This window comes from Enterococcus pernyi, from assembly GCF_045371165.1.
Classification (GTDB): domain Bacteria; phylum Bacillota; class Bacilli; order Lactobacillales; family Enterococcaceae; genus Enterococcus_B; species Enterococcus_B pernyi.
The window spans coordinates 208897-224199 of the sequence record NZ_JBIQDM010000005.1 but is presented as its reverse complement, the minus strand read 5'-3'; the positions used below and the strand labels follow the sequence as shown (position 1 = coordinate 224199).

General features: G+C 40.0%; 17 protein-coding genes. All 17 read left to right on the top strand.

Annotation, left to right across the window (positions count from 1 at the left end; all coding sequences use genetic code 11):
- Positions 1–118: 118 nt before the first annotated feature.
- The 17 genes from pfkB (at position 119) to ACH0AK_RS08265 (ending at position 15236) form a co-directional block, all read left to right on the top strand.
- The gene (gene pfkB / locus ACH0AK_RS08345; protein ID WP_023519103.1) at positions 119–1051 is read left to right on the top strand and encodes a 1-phosphofructokinase; all 933 of its coding nucleotides are present in this window, start codon (positions 119–121) and stop codon (positions 1049–1051) included.
- The gene (locus tag ACH0AK_RS08340) at positions 1051–2442 is read left to right on the top strand and encodes a PTS fructose transporter subunit IIC (protein WP_023519104.1); all 1392 of its coding nucleotides are present in this window, start codon (positions 1051–1053) and stop codon (positions 2440–2442) included. The genes pfkB and ACH0AK_RS08340 overlap by 1 nt, the downstream gene beginning before the upstream one ends.
- Positions 2443–2461: 19 nt before the next feature.
- A complete protein-coding gene (locus ACH0AK_RS08335; protein ID WP_062805688.1) occupies positions 2462–2917 on the top strand; it encodes a fructose PTS transporter subunit IIA in 456 nt (151 codons plus the stop codon).
- Positions 2914–3897 (top strand): tagatose-bisphosphate aldolase, encoded by a 984-nt coding sequence (gene lacD / locus ACH0AK_RS08330; protein ID WP_023519106.1) that lies wholly within the window; start codon positions 2914–2916, stop codon positions 3895–3897. Before ACH0AK_RS08335 ends, lacD (ACH0AK_RS08330) begins: the two co-directional genes overlap by 4 nt.
- Before the next feature lie 375 nt (positions 3898–4272).
- The gene (locus tag ACH0AK_RS08325) at positions 4273–5016 is read left to right on the top strand and encodes a GntR family transcriptional regulator (protein ID WP_071866696.1); all 744 of its coding nucleotides are present in this window, start codon (positions 4273–4275) and stop codon (positions 5014–5016) included.
- Position 5017: 1 nt separating this feature from the next.
- On the top strand, positions 5018–6196 hold the full coding sequence (locus tag ACH0AK_RS08320; RefSeq protein ID WP_023519108.1) for an SIS domain-containing protein: 1179 nt from the start codon (positions 5018–5020) through the stop codon (positions 6194–6196).
- Positions 6197–6216: 20 nt separating this feature from the next.
- Positions 6217–7194, top strand: coding sequence for a tagatose-bisphosphate aldolase (gene lacD / locus ACH0AK_RS08315; protein WP_226076792.1), 978 nt, complete (start codon positions 6217–6219; stop codon positions 7192–7194).
- Between the two features lie 57 nt (positions 7195–7251).
- Positions 7252–7731, top strand: coding sequence for a PTS sugar transporter subunit IIB (locus ACH0AK_RS08310; protein WP_010736309.1), 480 nt, complete (start codon positions 7252–7254; stop codon positions 7729–7731).
- Between the two features lie 13 nt (positions 7732–7744).
- A complete protein-coding gene (locus ACH0AK_RS08305) occupies positions 7745–8635 on the top strand; it encodes a PTS mannose/fructose/sorbose/N-acetylgalactosamine transporter subunit IIC (RefSeq protein WP_071866698.1) in 891 nt (296 codons plus the stop codon).
- Complete coding sequence (locus tag ACH0AK_RS08300) at positions 8622–9431, top strand: PTS system mannose/fructose/sorbose family transporter subunit IID (protein WP_010736307.1); 810 nt, start codon at positions 8622–8624, stop codon at positions 9429–9431. Before ACH0AK_RS08305 ends, ACH0AK_RS08300 begins: the two co-directional genes overlap by 14 nt.
- A gap of 13 nt (positions 9432–9444) precedes the next feature.
- Positions 9445–9846 carry a PTS sugar transporter subunit IIA gene (locus ACH0AK_RS08295; protein ID WP_023519111.1) on the top strand — a complete coding sequence of 134 codons (402 nt, stop codon included), beginning with the start codon at positions 9445–9447 and terminating at the stop codon, positions 9844–9846.
- 175 nt (positions 9847–10021) lie between these two features.
- Entirely contained in the window at positions 10022–11452 is a 1431-nt protein-coding gene (locus ACH0AK_RS08290) for a glycoside hydrolase family 1 protein (RefSeq protein ID WP_023519112.1), read from the top strand.
- Between the two features lie 281 nt (positions 11453–11733).
- Positions 11734–12018, top strand: coding sequence for a hypothetical protein (locus ACH0AK_RS08285; protein ID WP_023519113.1), 285 nt, complete (start codon positions 11734–11736; stop codon positions 12016–12018).
- A gap of 32 nt (positions 12019–12050) precedes the next feature.
- Positions 12051–13019 carry a dimethylarginine dimethylaminohydrolase family protein gene (locus tag ACH0AK_RS08280; RefSeq protein WP_071866722.1) on the top strand — a complete coding sequence of 323 codons (969 nt, stop codon included), beginning with the start codon at positions 12051–12053 and terminating at the stop codon, positions 13017–13019.
- Between the two features lie 45 nt (positions 13020–13064).
- Positions 13065–13826 (top strand): tyrosine-protein phosphatase, encoded by a 762-nt coding sequence (locus ACH0AK_RS08275; RefSeq protein ID WP_071866699.1) that lies wholly within the window; start codon positions 13065–13067, stop codon positions 13824–13826.
- A gap of 587 nt (positions 13827–14413) precedes the next feature.
- The gene (locus tag ACH0AK_RS08270) at positions 14414–15055 is read left to right on the top strand and encodes a hypothetical protein (RefSeq protein ID WP_010736301.1); all 642 of its coding nucleotides are present in this window, start codon (positions 14414–14416) and stop codon (positions 15053–15055) included.
- Between the two features lie 4 nt (positions 15056–15059).
- Complete coding sequence (locus ACH0AK_RS08265; RefSeq protein ID WP_157733673.1) at positions 15060–15236, top strand: BspA family leucine-rich repeat surface protein; 177 nt, start codon at positions 15060–15062, stop codon at positions 15234–15236.
- Positions 15237–15303 lie beyond the last annotated feature (67 nt).

Below are 15303 nucleotides of genomic sequence, written 5' to 3'. Positions count from 1 at the left end.
GTAAACCCTTACTTAGATGAGTTTTATTTTGTAAACATTTACCTAAAATTTTGCTTATTTAGAAAACATGTACATCCAAAAACAGGCCATACTGTAGATAAAGTGAGGAGGGATACAGGTGGCTAACGTATATACATGTACGATGAATCTGGCGATTGATCTGTTTATTGAAGTGGCACAACTCAAACCGAATGTCGTGAACCGCTCAATCGATGATGATATCCAAGCAAATGGGAAAGGTGTCAATGTTTCATTGATTTTAAAAAAACTCGGGATACCAAATACTGCATTGGGCTTTAGCGGAGGATTTACTGGGGCTTATATTGAGGAATGCTTGACGAAGGAAGGAATCGACGCTCATTTTGTTTCTATACCCGGAATGACTCGCATCAACGTATTTACACAAGTGAATGAGGAATCAAGTGAATATAAATTGGTCAATCGTGGACCAGAAATCGACCAGTTAGCGATGGAAGAATTGCTTGAGACAATCAGTCATTTGTCAGCTGGAGATTATCTTTGTGTTTCTGGGAGTCTGCCAAGAGGTGTACCAGAAGAAATCTTAGTAATGATCAGTAAAATCTGTCATGAGAATCAAGTGCGCTTGATCTTAGATACGAGTGCTAAAATCGTTAAACGATGTCTAAAGTATCAACCATTTTTACTAAAACCGAATGAGCAGGAATTGGCAGAATGGTTTGATGAAGAAATAGCAGAAACGGAATATGTAAACTATTGCAAGAAACTATTAGCCGCAGGTGCACAAAATGTATTGCTGTCATTAGGTGGAGCGGGTGGGATCTATGTGAACGAAAACTATTGTTTGACAGGAAACGCCCCGCAAGGAAAAGTCGTTAATACCGCTTGCGCCGGGGATACACTCCTAGCCACTTTTCTGGCAGGATTGATCAAAGAAGAAAATAGTGCGGATTGTTTCAAGGACAGTTTAGCTGCGGGTAGCTCGACTGCGTTTCAAAAAGGATTGACTGATTTTACCGATGTCGCAGAGTTGAAAAAACAAATCACCATTCATAAGGAGGAATTCAGATAATGGCTAAGTATCGATTAATTGCTGCAACTGGTTGTCCCACAGGTATCGCCCACACGTATATGGCACAAGAAGCACTGGAACAGGCAGCAAAGAAAAAAGGCATTACGATCAAGGTGGAGACCCATGGACAAGTAGGGGTAGAAAATCGTTTGACAGATCAAGAAATCATTGAAGCGGAAGCAGTGATTATTGCGGCGGATAAAGATGTTCAGCCTGAAAGATTTGCCGGGAAACGGATCATTGATGTTTCTGTTTCGAAAGGGATCAAAGAAGCCGATCAATTGATTGCTGCGGCTTTAAACGGTGAAGGAGTGATTTCTGAAAAAATCGAAATGGCAGAAGGAGATAAGGAAAAACAACATGCACAACAGAGTGTTGGTCACAGCATCTATAAGAACTTGATGAATGGTGTTTCCCACATGTTGCCTTTTGTTGTCAGTGGGGGAGTCTTGATCGCCATTTCTTTTTTATGGGGGATTTATTCTGCCGATCCTGCCAATGCGCAATACAATGAATTTGCTGCGAGTTTGAATCGAATCGGTGGTTTTGCAATGAGTATGATGGTGCCGGTCCTTTCCGCGTTTATTGCTGAAGGAATTGCAAAACGTCCTGGATTGGTTGTGGGGTTTGTCGGCGGATTGATTGCCTCAGATGGTGGTACAGGTTTTTTAGGTGGAATTATCTCAGGTTTCTTGGCAGGATATGTGGTGTTGGGATTAATAAAAGCGTTACAACCTTTGCCTAAAACACTAGATGGTTTAAAGGCAATTTTCTTATATCCCGTACTAGGGGTGTTGATTACTGGATTGATCATGACAGTCATTTCAGGACCGATGGCTAGTATCAATGAAGGAATGATGGATTTTCTAGCAGGGTTTGAAAACTCAAGTCCTTTAGTATTAGGGGTGATCGTCGGTTGTATGTGCGCATTCGATATGGGGGGGCCGATCAATAAAGCAGCCTACGTTACTGGAACTGCCCTGTTAGCACAAGGAAATACTAGCTTTATGGCGGGAGTTTCTGCAGCCTGTATTGCTCCGCCGTTGATTACTGGCTTTGCGGTCTTGCTTTTTGGGAAATACTTCGAGCCAAACGAAAAGAATGCTGGTCTAGTGAATATCATTCTAGGCTCAACACATATTACGGAAGGTGCGATTCCTTTTGCAGCAAAAGATCCGCTTCGTGTCTTGCCAATCATGATGCTTGGTTCGTCGATCGCCGCTGTATTGACCTATTTCTTTCGCGTGCAAGTACCAGCACCCCATGGCGGATTTCTCGTTTTACCAGTAGTGACGCATGGCTTACTTTGGATTCTTGCGATTCTTGCTGGTTCTATTGTAGGGGGAGTATTACTAGGCTTGGTTCAAAAAAGAAAGTCACTGAGTGTGTGAAAGGGAGAGGATTCATTTGATGGAAAATTTATTTGTTTATACCAATGTGGCGGCGAATACTCGTGAAGCGGTGTTTGCGTTTCTTTCAACAAAAATCGTTGAGGTAGGTAAAGCGACCAATGAACAGGCGGTCGAAATCGGCTTGAAACAACGCGAAGCAGAAGGTACGACTGGTATGATGGATGGCTTTGCGATCCCTCATGCGAAAAGTGAAAGTATAGAAGAACCAACGATCATTATTTTGAAATTAACGAATGCAGTCGCCTGGGATAGTTTAGACGGTCAACCGATCAAGTATGTGATTGCGTTGTTTATTCCAGCTGCAGAAGCAGGAACCAGTCATTTGGCGCTTCTTTCACAAATGGCACGAATGTTGATGGATGAAGGCTTTAAACAAGCATTTATCACTGCTTCCACTCAAGAAGAAATTGTTGGCTTGATTGATTCTAAGTTAGAAGGGATGTTGAAAAAATGAGGAAAGTATCAGAGGGGAAATACCAAGCATTGGTAAACATGAGTAATCCAGACGGGATCATCGGGGCTTTAGCGATTGACCAAAGAGGCGCATTGAAAAAAATGATGGCGAGACATCAAGAGGAGGTCAAAGTGGATGATTTGATCCATTTCAAAGAACTCGTGTCCGAAGAATTGACACCTTTTGCTTCTTCGATTCTTTTAGATCCAGAATATGGGTTGCCCGCTGCTGAAAAACGCGCTAAGACAGCTGGACTATTGTTGGCTTATGAGAAAACAGGATATGATACAACGATACCTGGACGTTTGCCAGATACCTTAGCTTTTTGGTCAGCCAAAAGACTAAAGGAAGCTGGAGCAGATGGCTGCAAATTCTTGCTTTACTATGATGTAGACGAAAGCGAAGAAGTCAATGAACGGAAACAGGCATATGTAGAAAGAATCGGTTCAGAATGTCTGGCGGAAGATCTTCCTTTCTTTTTAGAATTGCTATCTTATGATGCAACGATCCCAGATACGACCTCCAAAGAATATGCCAAGATCAAACCGAAAAAAGTCATTGAAATGATGAAGATTTTCTCAGAGCCGAGGTTCAACGTAGATGTCTTGAAGGTAGAAGTACCTGTCAATATGACTTATGTTGAAGGTTTTGGAAAAGAAATCATTTATTCCAAGCAAGAAGCATCCGCTTTGTTTATCGAGCAAAGCCAAGCCACTGACTTACCGTTTATTTTTCTGAGTGCAGGTGTCAGTGCCGAAGGATTCCAAGAAACGTTGCATTTTGCCAAAAACGCTGGCTCTTCGTTCAATGGCGTTTTATGTGGGCGAGCTACATGGGCAGATGGTGTGGCACCTTTTGTGGATCAAGGGAGACAGGCAGCAATAAAATGGCTAGCTGAACAAGGGAGAAACAACATTGAGGAATTAAATGGAGTATTGAGGAAGACAGCTTCTTCTTGGCAAAATAAGATTAGTCGCTAGTTGATTAGTCATCTTGAAATAGCAAAAGAGAAACACTTTGAGCGCCTAGACGTGGGAAATGAAGTGTTTCTTTTTTTTGTTATTTTTCATTGGAATTTAGCGGAATGCAAGAAAAAGAACCGTTGGATTTGTTCATTATTTTATAAATTTTCTAGGATAAACAAGCTTTTTAAGGCTAAGCCTTATGCTTCTTTTTATGAAGTTTATGCTGTTTTTTTATTTTAAGTGGTATTTTCGAGGTATTTAAAATGTTTTTATATATAGTTGGTGAAAACGTTGTTATATAGCGGTTTTTAAGCGATTTTTATGTTGACAGGTAGTTATTATTACTTTACGATTGTCTTGTGGTTATAACCAGTTGGAAGGGGTAAAGAAATGGAAAATTCTCGTAAAGGGAAACCGTTATATTATCAACTAGTTGATGTACTAAAGAAACGAATTGAAGCAGAAATGATCCCGCATGATAAATTGCTGTCTGAGAGGGAGTTATGTCTGTACTATGGTGTGAGTCGGACGACGGTTCGATTAGCATTGCAGGAATTAGAAACACTTGGCTATATTTATAAAAAACATGGAAAAGGCACGTTTGTCAGTGACTTATCGCATCAAGCAGCGAGTTTAGCAGGTGCTTACAGCTTCACAGAAGAAATGTTGGCATTGGGGCGTACACCGAAAACGATTATTTTAGCTTTTGAAAAACAAGCAGCGACAAAGCAGTTGGCTGAACGATTGAATCTCAATCTAGGAGAAGCAATCTTCAAAATCAAGCGGCTACGTTTAGCGGATGATGTCCCTTTGATGGTTGAACGGTCTTATTTACCAGCAAAACTGTTTCTTGGCCTTGATTTGCCGATTTTGGAAAGCAAGCCTTTGTATGATGTTTTTCTAAAAGATTTTGATCAACATGTCCAAGTGGCAGAAGAAGAATTCTATGCCAGTATTGTTTACGCAAATGATGCCGAATTACTGCATATATGCGATGGGGCACCAATTTTACATTTGAAACGGACGACCTTCAATAGCAAAAACGAGATCATCGAATACACAGATAGTGTCGCCAGAGCAGACCAATTCCATTATAAGATCCGTCATGTTCGGAGTAATCTAGGAGGAAAATAACATGTTTGAACTGTCGAAGGATGAATTAGAAAAAATAGGTGCAAGGATCACTACAGAAGAAATCAAACAACAACCAGATCTGTGGGAAGAGGTTGTGGAAATCTTAGAAGAGAAGAAAAATGAATTAGCCCTTTTCTTTGATGCACTTGAAAAACAGGCAAACAAGCAACAAATCCAAGTCATCTTTACCGGTGCAGGCTCTTCTCAATATGTAGGCGATACGCTTGTTCCTTACTTGAATGAGCATGGAGACACCAAACGGTTTGCTTTTCATAGTTTTGGTACGACCGATATTGTTGCTTCTCCAAGAGAGTATTTGTTTCCTGATCAACCCACGTTATTGATTTCGTTTGCTAGAAGTGGCAATAGTCCGGAAAGTCTGGCAGCAGTCAAAATTGCCGATCAAGTTGTGGATACGTTGTTCCATTTAGTGATTACGTGTGCAGAAGAAGGAAAATTAGCACAAGTCTCACGTAAACAATCGCAACATTTCTTGTTGTTGATGCCAAAAAAAGCAAATGACGCTGGCTTTGCCATGACAGGTAGCTTTACATGTATGCTATTGAGTGCCCTTTGGCTGTTTGATCAAACGAACCAAGAAACAAAACAAAAGTATGTCACATCCTTGAGCCATATCGGCAAAGATGTTCTGAAAAGAGAGCAAGAACTGATCCAAGTGTTAGCAGTACCATTCAATCGGGTTGCATATCTTGGCTCAGGTAGCTTGGCTGGTGCCACAAGGGAAGCACAGCTGAAAATCTTAGAGTTGACGGCTGGGAAAATCGCGACGATCTTTGATTCTTCGATGGGTTTCCGTCATGGACCAAAATCCTTTATCAATGAGCAAACTTTAGTGATCGGGTTTGTGACGAACCAAGCGTACACACGCAACTATGATTTAGATATTTTGGAAGAAATCAATGGCAATGCTATTGCTGCAAAGGTGTTAGCCATTGCTCAATCGACGCAAAGAGACTTTTCTGGAGCAAACTTTTTCCTAGAACCAGCCGCGCTAGAATTACCCGATGCCTATCTATCCGTAGTGATGATTTTGACCGCACAAATCATTGCTCTTCAGATGTCGATCAAAGTTGGTAATACGCCTGACACACCTTCACCGACAGGAACGGTGAATCGAGTAGTCAAAGGTGTGACGATCCATGAGTACCAAAATGAATAACAAGGAGGTCAATAAAAACGATGACACCAAATAAGAAAAAAGCGATGGAACAATTAGCAACAAAAGACGGCATCATCAGTGCATTAGCAATCGATCAGCGGGGAGCATTGAAGAAAATGCTGTCGGCTTTAGGAGAAACACCCACAGATGAACAATTGATTGAGTTCAAAGCGTTGGTTTCTAGTGAGTTGACGCCCTATGCTTCAGCTATTTTATTAGATCCTGAATATGGTTTGCCCGCTGCCAAAGTACGTGATCAATCCGCTGGTTTGCTCTTGGCGTATGAAAAAACGGGATATGATGTATCGACTCCTGGACGGTTACCGGATCTATTAGGAGACTGGTCTTCCTTGAGATTAAAAGAAGAACAAGCAGATGCAGTGAAATTTTTACTTTATTATGACGTTGATGAAGATCCAAAAATCAATCATTTGAAACACGTCTTTATTGAACGTCTAGGAAGTGAATGCGCAGGAGAGGATCGACCGTTTTATTTAGAACTGCTATCTTATGATGCGAAAATAAATGATAGCGCTTTACGTGAGTATGCAAAGGTCAAACCGCATAAAGTGATTGAAATGATGAGAGAATTTTCCAATCCTCGTTACCAAGTAGATGTTTTGAAAGTCGAAGTACCAGTCAATATGAACTTTGTCGAAGGTTTTGGTGACAAGGAAATCGTCTATAGTCAAAAAGAAGCAGCTGACTTTTTCAAGGCGCAAAGCGAGGCGACTCACTTGCCATTCATTTTCTTGAGTGCGGGTGTATCTTCTGAATTATTCCAACAAACGCTAGTCTTTGCTCATGAGTCAGGTTCCACCTTCAATGGTGTCTTGTGCGGAAGAGCGACTTGGAAAGATGGCGTCAAAGCTTATGTAGATGCTGGGAAAGAAGGAGCCGTCAAATGGTTACGGACACAAGGTAGACAGAATATTGAGAACTTGAATCAAGTAATCAATCAGACAGCGACACCTTGGTATCAAAAAACAGGTGAATAATGTAAGCGTTACCTTTAGTTTTAGAATGAACAATTTATTTGTAAAGGAGAATGAACAATGGCAATTATTGGTGTAAGAATCGATGGACGTTTGATCCATGGGCAAGTCGCGAATCTTTGGGTAACGAAGTTGTCGATTACTCGGATATTAGTTGTAGATGATGAGGTCGCAATGAATACAGTAGAAAAAAGTGGCTTGAAATTAGCCACACCAGCAGGAGTAAAGTTAAGTGTCTTACCGATTGAAAAAGCCGCAGAGAATATTCTCGCTGGGAAATATGACTCCCAACGCTTACTGATCGTCGCAAAAAAACCTGATCGATTATTGAAACTTGTTGAACGAGGCGTGCCGATCAAGGAAGTCAATGTAGGGAATATGTCTCAGACAAATGAAACCAGATCAATCACCAAATCGATTAATGTGGTGGAAAAGGATATTGAGGATTTCAAACAGTTAAATGCGCGTGGGGTCCATTTGACCGCACAAATGGTACCAAGTGATAAGTCAGAAGATTTTATGAGTCTTTTGAATAAATAAGGGGGTTAAGTAGATGTCCATTCAATGGTGGCAAATCTTATTATTATCTTTATATGCAGGTTATCAGATTTTAGATGAACTACAAATTTATTCCTCAATGAGTGCCCCCGTTTTTGCCGGTTTGTTCACCGGATTAGTCATGGGGGATTTACAAGCTGGATTGATCATCGGTGGTAGTATGCAATTGACCGTTCTAGGTGTTGGGACATTTGGCGGTGCTTCAAGGATCGATGCAAACTCCGGAACGATACTAGCGACTGCTTTTTCCATCTCATTAGGGATGAATCCAGAACAGGCAATTGCAGCTATTGCAGTTCCTGTCGCTAGTTTAATGATCCAATTGGATATTTTAGCTCGATTTGCGAATACGTACTTCGCTCATCGTATCGACCAACATGTCGAAACAATGAATTATAAAGCAATTGAACGCAATTATTTATTAGGTGCTCTTCCTTGGTCCTTGTCACGTTTGATCCCCGTCTTTTTAGCCTTAGCATTTGGTGGCGTACTAGTCGAAAACGTCGTCGCTGTGCTAAATGGCGATTTGAAATGGTTAGGAGATGGCTTATCTGTCGCAGGAGCCGTTTTACCAGCAGTCGGTTTTGCTATTTTACTACGTTATTTACCAGTCAAGAAACATTTTCCTTATCTGATTTTAGGTTTTACGATCACTGCTTTATTAGCAACGTTGTTCTCAAATGTCCAGTTGCTTGGCACGAGTGTCGCAAGTGTCGTCAAAGATTTGCCAGCAACCTTCAATTCATTACCGATGTTGGCAGTAGCAATGATCGGTTTCTCTTTAGCAGCGATCAGCTATAAAAACAATCAACGAACAGAAAACCAGCAAGTAGCAAGTCCCCATACAACCTCTGAGGAAGGAGAAATCGAAGATGACGAAATCTAATTACAAGTTAACGAAAGAAGACTTTACACAAATCAACCGCCGAAGCTTGTTGACCTTCCAATTAGGCTGGAATTATGAGCGGATGCAAGGTTCAGGCTATCTCTATACGATCCTGCCACAATTGCGAAAAATCTACGGAGATGATACGCCGGAATTAAAAGAAATAATGAAGACTCATACACAATTTTTTAATACCTCTAACTTTTTCAACACGATCATTACCGGGATCGATTTAGCAATTGAAGAAAAAGAGGGCATTGCTGCAAAAGAAACTGTCTCTGGGATGAAAGCTGGATTGATGGGACCTTTCGCCGCAATTGGCGATTCCATTTTCGCCGCATTGATCCCGACCATTTTTGGGGCATTAGCCGCAAATATGGCGATCAATGGGAACCCCGCGGGTATTTTTATCTGGATAGTAGCACAAATCGCAGTCATGGTCTTTCGTTGGAAACAATTGCAATTTGCTTACAAAGAAGGGATTTCTTTAGTGACCACGATGCAATCACGATTAACAGCGCTCACAGATGCCGCAACCTTGTTAGGGGTGTTTATGGTAGGTGCATTAGTTGCTACAATGGTGAATGTGAAAGTTTCCTGGGCGCCGAGCATTGGTGATGTGACGATGAACATGCAAAATAATATTGATATGATCCTTCCTAAACTATTACCAGCAGCGATCGTTGGCGGTGTCTATTGGTTATTAGGCAAAAAGAATATGACATCAACAAGAGCAATTTTTATCGTCTTGATTATCTGTGTCGTTTTATCCGCTTTAGGTGTGATCTCAAAATAGGAGGGTGTTGAAAATGAGCAAACAGTTAGTTCTTGTCAGTCACGGACAACTTTGTGAAGGACTAAAGGCAAGTACCGAAATGATCATGGGGCCGCAAGCTCATATTCATACAGTGCCTTTATTGCCGGAAGAAGGAACAGAGGATTTCAAAGAAAAATTTCTTGCGGTGGTTTCTTCGTTGGAAGACTATGTTGTCTTTTGTGATTTGATGGGCGGGACGCCAGCCAATAGTATTGTCCAATTGATCATGGAAGGCGAAGCGATCGAATTATATGCGGGCATGAATATGCCAATGGTCATCGAGTTTATCAATAGTCAAATGGTTGGATCGGCGCCGGAATATGTTCGCTCTGGTGCAGAGAATATTTTGAATGTGAACCAAGTGATTGTTGCATTGGCTGAAGATGACGAATAAATCAATGTTTGACAACGTTTACAAAAAATAGTATCTTTTTAGATAGGATAGTGATTATTCAGTTAAGCTAGACCTGATCAACGGCCTTTTTAGGTGGTTGATTAGGTCTTTTTTTATACTCAATAATAAAATAACAGTAAGGCTATCATATCAAACTGAAAAGGGGCAATGACTGATGAGTTTTCCGAAGAATTTTTTATGGGGTGGCGCAACAGCGGCAAATCAATGTGAAGGAGCATGGGCTGTCAATGGTAAAGGAGATTCGATCAGCGATCACAATCGTGCAGGCAATCGTGAGATGGGGAAACGACGTACCTTTGATTTGGTGATCGATGAAACCAAGTATTACTATCCGAGCCATACAGCGATTGATTTTTATCATCGCTACAAAGAAGATATCGCATTATTTGCGGAAATGGGCTTTAAAGCCTATCGTTTATCGATTGCGTGGACACGGATTTTTCCTAATGGTGACGAAGAGCAGCCAAATGAAGAAGGGTTGAAATTTTATGATGCAGTGTTTGATGAGCTACATAAATATGGGATCGAACCGATCGTGACGATCTCACATTTTGAGTTACCGTTTCATTTGGGAAAAACGTATGACGGATTTTTAGACAAACGAACGATCGAGTATTACGAACGTTACGCAACGACACTTTTTGAACGCTACAAAAGCAAAGTGAAATACTGGTTGACCTTCAATGAAATCAATTTTGGTGTCTTAGAACATGGCAAACAAATCAATGGATTATTTAATCGAACTTATACGGAAACAGAAAAATATCAAGCCTTACACAATGTCTTCCTTGCTTCTGCTCGAGCGGTGATTGCTGGACATAAAATCAATCCTGATTTTCAGATCGGCTGTATGTTGGCGTATATCACGATGTATCCTAAAACCTGTCATCCATTAGATGTATTGAAGACGCAACAAATGAATGACCGGTTAAATTATTTCTGTGGCGATGTCCAAGTCAAAGGAGCCTATCCTTATTACATGAAACGCTACTTTGAAAAAGAAAAAATCGAAGTGGATATCACAGAAGAGGATTTGGCATTCTTGAAGGAAGGCGTTGTCGATTATTATACGTTCAGTTATTACATGAGTACGTGTATTGCAGATGATTTAAATACTCGGTCAGATAAAAGTGGCGGCAATTTATTTGGCGGGGTGGCTAATGAGTATCTTGAAACAAGCGAATGGGGCTGGCAAGTTGATGCGGTCGGGTTGCGATATACCTTGAATCAAATCTATTCTCGCTATGAAATCCCAGTGATGGTCGTAGAAAATGGACTCGGGGCTGTCGATAAAATTGAACCAGATGGCTCGATCCACGATGACTACCGGATCGATTATCTCGCCCAACATATCCAAGAAATGGGGAAAGCAATTGATGATGGCGTGGACTTGATTGGTTATACTTCTTGGGGCTGTATTGATTTGATCAGTGCAGGAACTGGTGAAATGAGTAAACGATACGGCTTTATCTATGTCGATCGAGATGACGAGGGCAAAGGAACGCTGGCCCGCTCGCCTAAAAAATCATTTTACTGGTATCAAAAAGTGATTGCGACTAATGGTGAAAGCGTAGAAATGAAATAATTCGGTAGAAAATAGCTCACCTCCAATCGACTGGATGTGGGCTATTTAGTGAGAGATTTTGTAGGTTATGAGTCCAAAACCAACGATTATGATCGGTTTGATCTAGACGAAGTCAACTCATGTTATAGTAAAAAAAGTTGCTTCTGGCAGATAGTGGAGGTTGGGGAGCAGAGGTAACAGAATAGAACGCTCTTTTAACCAAATAATTAAAAAATATCCTAAGAAAAAGAGAAAGGGTGTTATTGTTAGACGATAACCGCTAGGATAGAAGGAGAGAAATAGTGAGAAAAATCAAAAATATCCAAATCATTCGATTGATCAAAATCATCCAGTTCGGTCTTTATTTTATGTCATTGTTTTTGTTTGCAAAATCCAGATATAAAGTGGCACTCTTGCCTTTATCAGGTGGGATGATATTAGAAGTACAACTCCCTAGAGAGTTTGGTTGGGGATTTGTAAAAAATAAGAAAAATGTCTTTCTTTCTTCGAAAAAAACATGGGTCGAACCAATGATTGCTTTGATTGTTTTAATATTTTTGGTTGGTTTCGCATGTTATTTCCTGTAAAGATTCGAACAAATCGAGGAGGAGCAGAAACGATGGATCATATTTTTGTGAAAAGCGAGTTTGCACCGCTAAAACGGGTCGTTTTAGCACAGTCTGAATTTGGCTTTCCTACGAAAAAATTAACCGGTGTCGATTTCTTGACAGAAGAAAACCATGAATTATTTAGTGGGCCTGAAGTGATAGGCAAAGACTTTAGTGAAGCTTTCCCAGAACAACAAAAAGCTTGGGAAGTCGAACGGAAGAATTTACAAAAAGTACTAGAAAAACATGAGGTAGAAGTCCTTTTACCAAGAAAGTTGACCTCTTTTGAAAAAGAACTAGGACTAGAGTATGGCTACAGTAACTTTTTCACCCGAGATCCCTTTTTTACGATCGGGAATCTATTGATTGAAGGTTCATTGAAGCTCCCGCACCGCAGAAATGAGATTCTACCGATTCGTGAGATACTCATGAATGAATCAAATGAGAATGACTGCTTGTATTTTTCTATTCCTAAGCCGGATATTTCGCAAGGTATCGATTCAGAACAAGGGCCTTTCTTAGAAGGCGGAGATGTTTTAGTATTAGGAAAAACGATTTTTGCAGGTAACTCAGGGTTAGCATCTAATACTCGTGGTATTGAATGGTTAAGAAATCTAGTCAAACGATTCGGCTACAAAGTGATCGAAGTGCCACTTCATCCGACGATCCTGCATTTAGACTGCGCATTAAGCCTTGTCAAAGATGGATTGATGATCGTGTGTGAAGAAGCGTTCCTAAATGGTATCCCAGAACAGTTAAGCCATTGGGATCGGGTAGAGGTGTCTTTAGCACAAGCCTCTCGATTGGCGACGAACGGACTGCCGATCAACGAGACAACGTATATCACAGATCCAGAATTTACTTTTATTGGTGAAGAATTAGAGAAACGAGGAATCACAGTCGAGTATATTGACTATCAACTGACAAGGATCTTTGGTGGTTCTTTCAGATGCAGTACGCAACCGCTTCTGAGGAACTAAGTGGAAACGATCCTAAAATATAGGAAAAGGAAGGTCATTGCAGAAATGGTAAAAATCACAAATTTTCGCGATATCGGTGGCATCAAAAATAGAAATGGCAAAGAAGTTTTAACAAATGTTTTCTTGCGTTCAGGTGAACTATCTAGTTTGACAGAAGAAGATGCTAGACATTTAGAAACCACCTATCGTTTAAGTAAAATCGTTGATTTACGCGGCGAAGATGAAATTCAGGCTCGACCAGATAAAACGGTTCCACAGACGAAATATATCCATATCGACATCATGAAAGATGTGGCAGACGAAGGCGCTGGGCTGGAAGATTTTGTGAAAATCGGCTCACCTGAAAAAGCTACGAACTATATGACAAAAATATATGAAGATATCGCATTGAATCCGACTTCGCAGAAAGGGTATGCTCGTTTCTTCCAAGAAGTACTTACTTTGGATCAAGAGGAAAGTCTTTTATTCCATTGTTTTGCTGGGAAAGATCGAACGGGAATCGCAGCCTTACTAATATTAGAGTCATTAGACGTTCCTCGCAAGGCAATCTATGTCGATTATTTACGTACGAATGAACTACGTAAAAAAGAAAATGCGTTGATTTTGGCGCAAGCAAAAAAAGTCCACTTGACTGAGGGGAATCTAGCTGCTTTAGATGTTGCGTTGAATGTGGACAGTAGTTACTTGGACCGTTTTTATCAAGTAGTAGAAAAGGAATACGGGTCGATCCAAACTTATTTGAAACAAGCACTGGCTATCGACCAATTAAGTTTACAGGCAATGAATAATCAATTTCTTAAAGGTTGAGTTGCTATTTTTTATTACTTCAAAAATTTAAACATTGATTTTTCAAAAAAATTGTAAGAAACCAACCATTTATAATCAACTGTATCGATAGACTTGCTGATCTAAGAAATTAGGTCAGTTTTTTTTGTCTTCCAATAATCCAAGGAACAGTTGAAAAGGGATTCGGTTTATTTTGAGGAATAAATATCTTTTTTTAGGGGAATTGGAGTGGATCTCAGGTTGTGCATCACATTGTCTTAATGGTTATAAAGATGTGTTTTTTTAGTATAATGTAATTTTTGCTTTTAGTTTATTCTAAGTAAGGGTTTGAGCTGTTTTTATCTTTTCTTTCAAACGTTATTTTATTTTTACTTAATCATTCTTTTATATCAGGGAAATAGGCGTGAGTACAGTAATTTTTCTGAATTAGAAAAAAATAATAAATGGATTAAGATTAAATGAGGTGATATATTATTGAAAAAGAGAGAGCTTTTTTATTAATAGCTGAGAGATTAGATACATGATTAAGATATATTGTTTATTTGAGTAGGCTATAAGCTATTAATGACAAATTCTTTCACTTATATAGAGTTAGGGTGGGTGGCTACATGAGAAAGAAAGGTTTGTGGAAAAAACAACTTTTGATTTTCAATGTTGTGATGATGATGATGCTTTTGCCAGTTGGGCAAGTAATTGCGATTCACGTAGAATCGGAGGAATCACCAGAAGCACATAGCAATGACGAATTGGTTTTAAAAGACGATGTGTTCCATTTTAATAATATTCCGCAAGAAAACGGGATAGAAGAGTTTTCTCAATTTGAAGAAATTGAAAATGATAGGCTCTATGAGGGAGCGGAGATAAGTACTGAACTTATAGAAGCGCCTGAGTGGACTATTGAGCAAAGCGATGTAGAAGCGTTTGTTAATGAGACTGAAGGGTTTGATCCTGCAGTCGTTGAATCTGGTCAATTAGGAACGATTCCATGGACAGTCGATGCTTCTGGGACACTGACTCTAAGTTCTGGCATCTTCGATGAGGAAAATAATGTTGGTGGTCGATATGGAGCGACGGATTATTTTAATCATACGTCCGCGAATCAAGAAATGATCAACGGCATCGTTATCACGGGGAGGATCGAATTACGGGGAAGTTTGATTGGAACAAGAAATAGTGTCTTATCGAATGCTGAGCAGGGGGAACATAACCAAGGATTTTTTGAAAAATTTACGAAATGTCCAAACAATTGAAGGAATGGAGTATTTAGATACGAGTCAAGTAACAAATATGGAACGTATGTTTACCCAGATGCGCAATTTAAGAGAAATAGATGTGAGTCATTTTGATACAAGAAATGTAACGAATATGAACAGTCTGTTTTATCGAATCTCATCGGTTTGCTCTTTCATGTTATCTGGTCAAAAAGAATAGCTGAAAAATATCATCTTCTTATTGATCAGATAATCCGTTTAGGAGGTAACTAACAAGTTTTTCTGTG

Coding starts and splice junctions, on each gene's coding strand:
- ACH0AK_RS08270 (WP_010736301.1), top strand. CDS start 14,414: ATGAGAAAGAAAGGTTTGTGGAAAAAACAACTTTTGATTTTCAATGTT.
- ACH0AK_RS08290 (WP_023519112.1), top strand. CDS start 10,022: ATGAGTTTTCCGAAGAATTTTTTATGGGGTGGCGCAACAGCGGCAAAT.
- lacD (WP_023519106.1), top strand. CDS start 2,914: ATGAGGAAAGTATCAGAGGGGAAATACCAAGCATTGGTAAACATGAGT.
- ACH0AK_RS08335 (WP_062805688.1), top strand. CDS start 2,462: ATGGAAAATTTATTTGTTTATACCAATGTGGCGGCGAATACTCGTGAA.
- ACH0AK_RS08275 (WP_071866699.1), top strand. CDS start 13,065: ATGGTAAAAATCACAAATTTTCGCGATATCGGTGGCATCAAAAATAGA.
- ACH0AK_RS08300 (WP_010736307.1), top strand. CDS start 8,622: ATGACGAAATCTAATTACAAGTTAACGAAAGAAGACTTTACACAAATC.
- ACH0AK_RS08265 (WP_157733673.1), top strand. CDS start 15,060: ATGGAGTATTTAGATACGAGTCAAGTAACAAATATGGAACGTATGTTT.
- ACH0AK_RS08280 (WP_071866722.1), top strand. CDS start 12,051: ATGGATCATATTTTTGTGAAAAGCGAGTTTGCACCGCTAAAACGGGTC.
- ACH0AK_RS08305 (WP_071866698.1), top strand. CDS start 7,745: ATGTCCATTCAATGGTGGCAAATCTTATTATTATCTTTATATGCAGGT.
- ACH0AK_RS08310 (WP_010736309.1), top strand. CDS start 7,252: ATGGCAATTATTGGTGTAAGAATCGATGGACGTTTGATCCATGGGCAA.
- ACH0AK_RS08320 (WP_023519108.1), top strand. CDS start 5,018: ATGTTTGAACTGTCGAAGGATGAATTAGAAAAAATAGGTGCAAGGATC.
- ACH0AK_RS08295 (WP_023519111.1), top strand. CDS start 9,445: ATGAGCAAACAGTTAGTTCTTGTCAGTCACGGACAACTTTGTGAAGGA.
- ACH0AK_RS08340 (WP_023519104.1), top strand. CDS start 1,051: ATGGCTAAGTATCGATTAATTGCTGCAACTGGTTGTCCCACAGGTATC.
- ACH0AK_RS08325 (WP_071866696.1), top strand. CDS start 4,273: ATGGAAAATTCTCGTAAAGGGAAACCGTTATATTATCAACTAGTTGAT.
- lacD (WP_226076792.1), top strand. CDS start 6,217: ATGACACCAAATAAGAAAAAAGCGATGGAACAATTAGCAACAAAAGAC.